The organism is Metabacillus rhizolycopersici (assembly GCF_020075705.1).
On record NZ_JAIQUM010000121.1, the window covers coordinates 1 to 9655 of the forward strand.

Consider the following 9655-nt stretch of genomic DNA (forward strand, 5'->3'; position numbering starts at 1 on the left):
AATATATGTATCTTTATAACTTTAAAAGGTTTCAGAAAAAACTAAACCAGTGTGCTCCGGTTGAATACCGAATCACACTGGCTGCTTAGTCTTTTTTAGGCTGTCTACTTGACAGGGGTATGACCAAAGTTGGTCTGTTTATAATACGGACTCTATTACGGTCCCAAAAGTTGTTCGACCTTCCTTCACTTCTACTATAAAAAAATAGTAGCACAAACCATGGCCTTGGTTTGTACTACTAATGTTAGTATGTTTAAGGTGTTCAAGTTTGTAATCGATCGGACTCATGTAACCAAGTGCCCCATGGATTCGAATATAATTAAACCAGTGGACATAGTCCTGTAATTCCCATGTTAATTCTTCTAAACTATCAAAATGTTGACCTTTCACAAACTCTGTTTTAATGATTTTGAATGTTGCTTCAGCTACTGCATTGTCATACGGACAGCCCTTCATGCTTAAAAATCGTTGAATGTTAAACGTCTCTAAAGCATCATCAATCAGTTTATTTTTAAACTCATTTCCACGATCCGTATGAAAAAGCTGTATGTTGCGCAGGTCGGCCTTGATAGAGGCGAATGCACGATAAACGAGTAAGACATCTTTGTTTGGCCCTGTACTGAAGCCTACGATTTCTCGATTAAAGAGATCGACAAATACACATACGTAATGCCATTTTTTATTGACTCTTACGTATGTCAAATCGCCGACGACGACTGCCACTTCTTCTTCCTGGTCGAACTCGCGGTTTAGTTCATTTTTCTGTTCTGATTCATTACATGATTGGGTATGAGGTTTAAATTGAGCTACCGTGTACGTAGAGACAAGGCCCTGTTCTTGCATAATGCGGCCAATTCTTCTTCTCGAAACGATGAGACCACGTTTCTTTAGTTCTACCTTGATTTTACGTGTTCCGTAATTTTGACGGCTTGCCTGAAATATAGCGATCACATCGGATGTTATGTCATCCTCCGAAGCTCTTTCTTTTGCTTCATAATAATAAGTGCTTCTAGGAATTTTCAGGACTTTACACATTGCTGATATCGAGTATTTATGTTGATTATTCTTGATCACATTTACTTTCGTCCTAGTATAAGCGCGGCTTGCTTTAAAATGTCATTTTCCATTTGAAGTTGCTTAATTTCTTTTCGGAGTTTATTCAATTCTTGTTCTTCAGGGGTTAGATTATCTTTTTCTTTGAACGATCCAGATGTCTGGCTTTGACTCACCCACTTGTCCAATGAAGATGGCGTTAGGTCATACTCCTTGATGAGATCCTTTCTTGGTTTTCCATTAAGATAGAGCTGAACAATCTGTTGCTTAAATTCAGATGTAAATGTTCGTCGGGCTTTTTTTGTCATAGTAGATTCTCCCCAATAGTATTTACTGTAGTCTACTTGACCTTAATTTTTCTGTCCAACTAAGTGTAGCCTATCCACATTGGACTATTTAACGCCTGTTGAATTTAAACAACAGCCCTTATAAGTTTTGTCCAGTTTAGTGTTGACATTCCAATTATTTAATTTGCGAGATGAGTTTAAACAAGCCAAAAGAAAAAGACACTCTAAAAAATGAGTGTCCTAATCAACTTTCTTATTCAGTTAAAGTATTACTCGGGTTTGAATCTAATTCAGAATCCTTTGATTCAACTTCATCTGATACTTGTTTATTTTTATTAGTAATAAGATCTTCTTCGTTATTATTACAAGCAGTAACCAGAAAAATTAATAGTAACAATGATGTAACTTTAAACCATTTCAATCAATATCACCTCATAATGATTTGTAGTAATATTGTCCACATCTTTATGTATTAATAAACCATCTCCACATCTAAATTTAGGCAAATAAAAAACACCCTATAAATAGAGTGTTAATTCATTAAACCTTCGTCTATATAAACTTCCATCCCTTCATCTTCTAAGCATTCACCAAAAAATTTTACCTCTTTCTTGTAGTCATAGTTGATTATATTTAAATCTTGATCATCTACGTCATATACAGCTACTACCGCACCATTAGCATAAAGGTTTATGTAATCATCAGTTCCTTTTAGATTCGCTTGTACACTGAATTCCTGGCCTTTTATAATTTCTTTATTTGATTTCATCGCTCTAGATAATAAGTCTTTAATTTCATCCATTTGAACAACCTCCTGTAATTAGCTCCTTTTAGGTTGTATCATATTGAAGTGTGAATATGCAAACTTCTATCAAAATTAGGTCTTAGAAGAACCTAAGACCTTTTATTAATAGCCCGTAAAGGGAAAATTATGTATTTCTTGTATATTTTCTTATCAATTTGTTACATTGTTACCGATTAATAACTGTTGGCGCAGATATTAATCATCGATTTCATTTATGTAAATGTTTCCAACTCTTACCGTAAACAATATTGTATGCATTTCTATATGTCTGGTCATATGCTTCTACAATCATCCATTATATAGTCCTACATTTAAAATCTCTTTCGTATTCTTTAACCAGCTTATAAAAAGTCGTTTTTTTAACACCTAACTCTCCCAGCGCTTTTACGGCTGTCACCTCTCCTACTTTCCAACGATCATATACTTCTTTGAATTTATCTGTGGCCTGTACTTTAGGTCGACCAAATGCTGTGCCATTTTTCAAAGCTACATCAATTCCTTCACGTTGTCGTTTTCGAATGCGGTCACGTTCTTTTTCTGCAAATGCTGTAAGAATAACAAGAACGGCTTGCTGAATCGCTTTTAATATTACATCATCAGTTTCACTATTCGTGTTAATCGTGGGTTTACTTTCAACAGTACAACAGCCGCATTTCTCATTTGATAAATGCGGCTGTTTCAATATATATTTAGTAATTACAATAGTTTAACCTTTTCTTATACACCATACCAATTTAAGCCTTCTTCACTCAAATCAATCCATACATTTTTTGTTTCAGTGTACATATCCATCGCCTGTATACCTAGTTCTCTTCCAAATCCACTTTGTTTTCTACCACCAAAAGGTGCAGCACTATCTAACATACTAAAGGTGTTCACATAAACGGTTCCCGCTTTTAAACCTCTAGTCATACGGTGCGCTCGTTTTAAGTCATTTGTCCATAAACCTGAAGCCAATCCATACAATGTATCATTTGCTTTTCTTAATGCATCTTCTTCGTCTTTAAAGCGGATTACTGATAAAACAGGTCCAAAGATTTCTTCACGAGCAATCGTCATTTCATTTGTAACATCTTCGAATACAGTAGGTGTGAAAAAGTATCCGTTTCCTGCATCTTTGTTTCTTTCACCACCAATGACAAGGTTAGCACCTTCTTCAATTCCCAAAGATACATACTGCTGAATTTTTTCTAATTGTTGTAATGAAACTTGAGGACCCATTTGTGTTGTTTGATCTAAAGGATTACCAACACGAATAGATTGTGCTTTCTTTACAAAAGAGTCCATAAACTTATCATAAATTCCTTCCTGAACAAAAAGTCTAGTACCGGATGCACAAACTTGACCTTGTGCAAAGAAGATACCAAACATAGAGCCATTCACTGCATTTTCAATGTTTGCATCATCAAAAACAATATTTGGTGATTTTCCACCTAATTCAAGACTAACTGGCTTTAGATTTTTACTTGCAGCTTGCATAATTAATCGTCCTGTATTTGTTGAACCTGTAAAAGTAATTTTATCTACGTCCTGATGTGATGAAAGTGCATCACCAGCGGTTCTTCCGAAACCTGGTACAACATTAATGACACCATCTGGAATTCCTACTTTTTGGAAGATTTTCACCATTTCAAGAATACTAACAGGAGTTTGCTCAGCTGGCTTAATGACAATTGTATTTCCAGTTGCTAGAGCAGGAGCTAACTTCCACATTGTTAACATTAGTGGAAAATTCCAAGGAACAATTGCACCAACAACTCCAACTGGTTCTTTTAACGTGTAATTAAAACGATTGTTTGGAGATGCTAGGGTACTACCTTGAACTTTATTTGCAAGTCCTGCGTAAAATTCCAAAACATCAATCATGGCAGGCATTGCAATAAATTTTGTTTCGTTAATCGGCAGTCCATTATCTCTAGTTTCAACTTCAGCAAGCATGTCTGCTTTGTCCCAGAGAGCTTGAGCTACTTTATATAATAATCTCCCTCTATCTCCTGGAGCCATATCAGCCCAAGGTCCGGATTCAAATGCCTTCCGAGCTGCTTTAACTGCCAAATCTACATCTTCACGGCCAGCTTCTGCAACGACAGCATTTACCTCACCTGTTGCGGGATTTAATGATTCAAATGTTTTACCTGATAAAGCATCCACCCATTTTCCATCTATAAATAACTTATAATGTTTCATAGTTAACTCTCCCTTAGTATTCGAGTTTTAGACATTTCCCACTGTATCTGTTATTTTTTAAGGCTATTTTCGTAAACTTTGCAGCTATTGTAACAGAGTCATCACTTTGAAAATAAAGGTATCTCTTGAGATGTGAGGTCGGATGTGAGACTAGGAGCAATCAGTGATTCAGTGATTCACCGATTGCCTGTATTAGTACGTCTCTTACATGTTAAAAGTAACAATATCTTAAAAAAGAGCCTTTCTTAAAGAAAATAACCTTAAGTTTAGAGAGATGAGCCCTTACAAAACCTTAGTAAGAGCAAACTCAATCTTATTATTTTTTAGGTAAATCTAATGTTGGTGTACGATCAAAGAAATTCCAAGGTTTTAACATGGCATGTACCCACTCGGTTGGCATCATCGGCCATTCTTCAGCACGTGCTACATGTGTTGCTCCTGTTGTCATCCATACAACATTATCCGTATTTTCAATCGAACTATTGTCTGCAGTATATTGTTTTAATCCAGTATCTGTTTTACTTCGATTAGGATATTTACCTTCAGGGTATCGTTCATTTGGATCATAATTCGTTACCCATATTTGTTTATCCATAAAATTCACACGGTTTAAAAGCCAATCATCTTCACTAAATAATGCTCCTTTGGCAATTGGATGCGTTCCACCAGCAAACGGTATAATTTGATAGGAGACAGGGTTTCCTACTTTATTTTCCTTATTATAGTTACTTAACAAGCGAATCGTTGAAGGATCAAACTTTTGTATAGCTTCCTGTTCAGTCGTTACTGTTTTTTGTTCAGTAACCATGACACTTTTCCGAGGACCGCCATCTTTATTTTCCTCAACTATTGGATTGATTTCTGTTAACGTGTTGTCCTCTCCATCAACATCTAGATCAAGTCTGAAGTTATAAATATGCTGGTGCGTAGTTCCAACAATATTGTTATCAAGCAACGTACCATATTTTGTATCCTCTTTAGCCGTTTCATCGTGCATTGTTTTGGTTTTCACACCCTTTACAGCTTCAATACCAGATGCCCCGACATCAATTTTGATGGTACCATTTTGTGATAAAACCCAATCAAAAATATAATCATAGTTTCCTATTGTACTTACCCAGCGCATCACTAATTCACGACGTTCCCGACTTTGGTTTTCTTCTGTAAATGTCGCAAGATCAGCATGCTTATATTCTGGACCGGCATACCGCTCGAATACAGCCATTGCATTTTTTATTGTATACGGTTTACCAGCATTATCCGCAATTGTTGCATCAAGAAGTACAGCATTTTCTGGTACATCTGTTCCTTTTTCAAGCGGTGCTGTTAACTGCCCCATTCCATAATCACCAGCATCTAAATAGGATTTGAAATACCAGCCAACATCTGGATCTCCGTAAGGAACAATCATTCCACCAAGTGAACCTTCGTACATGATTTTTCGCTTTTTACCTTCGTCATTATACGTAACAGTTGATAAGACAGGCCCCACACGTGTATCCATACGCAAGTGGAAATCCCATTCTTGCCAGCTAATTGTATTTCCTTTAATTTCATAGTTCTTGCCATCTGGTTCTGTTAGATTAAGAGGCTTAACTTCAACTTTATCTTTATAATCTCTACCATCATAAGCATTTAATTGCATTGGAACTGGGATAACCCCTTCATCTTCTACTTTTATGACTTTCTTCTGTTCAAGATCAACAGTAGCAACTAAGTTTTCAATTGGATGGGCCCAAAAATTTCCGTCACCAGTGTTTAAATAAGAAACGACCTTTAATAATCGCTGTTCATGCTCCAGTCCATCTTCTCCATCAAAATAGCCTACTGTTAATGGGGTAGTGACAACTTTTTTCACATCTTCAATATCACGTTTTTTTAAAGCTTTTATATACTCCTCACTCGATTCGATGGCAGTTTGGACAGTAGCAAAATCATCGATGATCACCATACCGTGTACACCATCAATCTTATTCCATGAGACTAGTTTTTTTATTGATAGATCAACTTCCCCTTCAATTACTTGTTTACCATCTAAAGCAATAAATTCTGCTATTCTTGCGAATGTTTCTTTTTTCTCGTTACTTAAAGTCCAATCCCAAACCTTCTTTTTCTCAGGCAGTTTTAATGTAATTTCTGTAAAGCGAAGGCTTTCCTTATATTTTCCTGACTTTTTCAATACGCTAACTGTATTTTCAATTTCTTTTGGTGTTAATGGATCAAGTGGATGATCCCCTTTTTCGATTTGGAAGGTTTGTTCAAGTTCAGGGAAAACCTCATTGATAAAATGATGAGATACAAAAATTTTTCCCTCTTTTTCTGTTACAGGTGTTTCTAACTCAATTTCTTTGCCATTAACAGTGACAATATTTGAATTAGGTTTGATCTTTATCACTGTATCGTCTTTTTCAATCGTTGTTGTGTTAGTGAAAATACTCCAAAAATTTGATTTTATGGTTGCGTCCGTACCTTCTAAGGCCGATTCAAGCTCAACTACCTCCACTTCACCTCCATGAGCAAATGCTCGATGATTGACTATTGATGAGAAAGGAGCAAACAAAAATAATAAAACAGTAGTAATAATAATTGCGTGTTTTAAACAGTTTTTCATCATCACCATCAAAATCCCCCTTTTTTATTTAAAAACTAATACTATTGTATAAAATGAATGTTTTGAATTATTGGAAAAATCGGAACAAACTCTCAAAATAATAAGGAACTAAAAAAGACCGAAATCCATTGAATTTCAGCTTTTTAATGCCTATACGGAAAACAGGAGTCTATATTTTTTCCAATGTTCTTACTAACTGGTTCGGTGTAATATTTCCAAATTTTTTAAATTCATTAATTAGATGTGCTTGATCATAATAACCATTTTCTTTTATGACATCCCATACTGAATTGTTATTTAGCAGCATGTGTAAAGAATACTGATACCTTGTAATTTGACTAAATAGCTTTGGAGAAAGCCCCACGCGATCTTCAAATTGCTTCCGTAAATACCTTGATGAATATCCGAGCTCTGTTGCTAGATTATTAATGTTTATATTGCCTTTAGAAGAATAGATTTTATTTACAGCATAACTAATAATCCTTTGTGAAGAACAATCTGTAAAAAGATTGTTCCCAATTAATTCTTTAAATAAGTTAATTCTCTCATAAAATTTTTTTTCATTTATCATTCGTTCAACAGCATGATGATCCAATGTAAATAAGTCTGCTAATAGAATATCTCCATCAATGATTTCTTTCATAGAATAGTTAAATTTTCTAGTATCTTGATTAGGAATAAATCTGAATCCAAAATATTCATATCCGGCCTGAAAAGTGATCGATTTTTTTTGAAGGCGACTTCCATGAACAGTTGCACAAGGGGTTTTGTCATGACATAAAAACAAGATATCTATACAACCATCTGGTACGATTGAAATTGGATTGGTTAAGTCTTTATGTAATTGAAATTGATAAAATAGTATGGTTGTTTTATTTATTAGATCAATCTCTTTTTTTTCAATATAGTAATCAGAGTTTTGTTCTAATTCGGGTTGGATTGGTATGAAACTGTATAATCTTGAACCCATAAGCCCACTCTCCTTATCCAGCTACTACCTTTTTTTGATATCAATACAAATAAATAATAGGGTATTGCTTTGTCTCTTTTACTCTTTATGTTAGATTTCATAACCTAATGTTTATTAAGATCACCAATTGCAAACGCTTCCAATTTTGGTGTCACTTCCTAAAAAAATAAGAATTCCTACCTTTTTTCATTTTTGTAGAAAACGGGACAAAAATCAAATAAATATAGAATTCCACTCAAAAATCATACTTTTTGGCAATTGCTGCGATCATTTTTCGATTCTCGACAGACATAAAGCTAGCTGTCGGATTATGGTAATCTGGGATCAAGTAAATTCCTTTAATATTCTCATTTTTACATGCATACTCAAGGGCAGTTGGACTCATTTCATGATGATCAACACCAATGTGATCAACTGTTGTTTCAAACCCACCCCTTTGGATTAGCTTGATAGCTGCATCTTTTTGCCACCGGCTTTCTCCAGCACGACCATAACCAAACCATTTTTCATAATCTGTGTCTTGTAGCATACTTTTCAGTTGAAGTAGAAGTGGCTCGTATGAAGCATTATCGGGTAGTGTTGCTCCCATTTCAATTAAATGCTTCGGCTTTGTATCTTCAAGTAAATACGCATTTGATAACGCATCATATGATACAAATGTCCCACTTCCAACAGATGCACTTATCAAACCCTTTAACTCACAAACTTTAAAGGCTTTAGAAATAGTACTCAAATTCAAATCTAAATAATCGGCCAGTTCTCGCTGTGGTGGAAGTTTTGTACCAGGTAATAGTACTCCGTTTAAAATGTCCTGTTGTAACTGTCCTGCGAGTACTTGATAAATGGGCTTTTTGGTTTTATCAATGGATGGCTTCCAGCTCATCGGATAATTTTCAAAAGAATTAATCGGCATGTTACGCATCCTTTTTCATCCAATTATAATATTATACCGTTTATAAAACTATTATAATTACTCTTTAATATTATGTTCTTTCCACAGGTCCCCATATTCCACTAATGCTGCCCGATAGGTTAAGCGAAAACATTCACAATCTTTACTTAGATTATCTGTCCAAAAGTTAAAATTTTTAGACTATCAAAAAACCACCCTATTTTTTAGCTTGTCACTTTAATCGGTAAATTGCACCTGTTTTTAGTGCTATTTTATACTTCAAAATACACCTATTCTAAACAATAAAAGCACTTATCCAAGCTATGAGCTGGTAACAAGTGCTTTACGTTTTATTTTAGAGTTTTTTCCAAATAGCGTAACATAAGATAGGTTTTATTAGGTTATTGGACGTAGAATAGTGAACAGGGTTTTGTAACGTATATAGCAAGAAAAAACATCCTTTTTAACTCGAATCTAAGTGTGTTCAGAAAAGGACGAGTTTTGGAACAAATATAGCGTTTACGAAATTATCAACGGGTTGTTTTTTAATAAAGAGTGCCTTTTTAATTTTGTTCAGCAATCGGGCCATTTAATTTTAAAAAAGGTTGTATAGCACCTGTATTTTAATCGTTAAACTATTTAGGTGATTTTATATTTACTTTAATACAATGTTTTAACATCTAAAGAATTACCGATAATTTTTGTATACAAAAAAACATTATTATTAAAGAAATTCAACTTAGAGAAGAATAATATACAATTAACCTTTGATACGACGTGTTGTTCAACATAATAGGATTACTTAACATCTTCATCGGTATAATTTTTGGGATTAGGTAGATAATAGGAA

At 34.6% G+C, this 9655-nt stretch carries 5 protein-coding genes and 2 pseudogenes; all 7 read right to left on the reverse strand.

All coding sequences use genetic code 11. From position 1 onward, the window contains the following. Positions 1–255: 255 nt before the first annotated feature. Positions 256–1361, reverse strand: a pseudogene (locus K9V48_RS25805) (IS3 family transposase); the annotation flags it as partial. 511 nt (positions 1362–1872) lie between these two features. Further along, a complete protein-coding gene (locus K9V48_RS25810) occupies positions 1873–2142 on the reverse strand; it encodes a hypothetical protein (protein WP_224141959.1) in 270 nt (89 codons plus the stop codon). Between the two features lie 298 nt (positions 2143–2440). Beyond that, positions 2441–2827, reverse strand: a complete 387-nt coding sequence (locus K9V48_RS25815; RefSeq protein ID WP_224141960.1) for a serine integrase family protein — start codon at positions 2825–2827, stop codon at positions 2441–2443. A 35-nt stretch (positions 2828–2862) separates the two neighbouring features. Beyond that, positions 2863–4332: an aldehyde dehydrogenase family protein gene (locus K9V48_RS25820; RefSeq protein WP_224141961.1), complete on the reverse strand. Its 1470-nt coding sequence runs from the start codon at positions 4330–4332 to the stop codon at positions 2863–2865. 316 nt (positions 4333–4648) lie between these two features. Continuing rightward, positions 4649–6952 carry a copper amine oxidase gene (locus K9V48_RS25825; protein ID WP_224141962.1) on the reverse strand — a complete coding sequence of 768 codons (2304 nt, stop codon included), beginning with the start codon at positions 6950–6952 and terminating at the stop codon, positions 4649–4651. A gap of 160 nt (positions 6953–7112) precedes the next feature. Next, positions 7113–7913 (reverse strand): AraC family transcriptional regulator, encoded by an 801-nt coding sequence (locus K9V48_RS25830; RefSeq protein WP_224141963.1) that lies wholly within the window; start codon positions 7911–7913, stop codon positions 7113–7115. A 241-nt stretch (positions 7914–8154) separates the two neighbouring features. After that, positions 8155–8826, reverse strand: a pseudogene (locus K9V48_RS25835) (GntR family transcriptional regulator); the annotation flags it as partial. Positions 8827–9655: the final 829 nt, after the last annotated feature.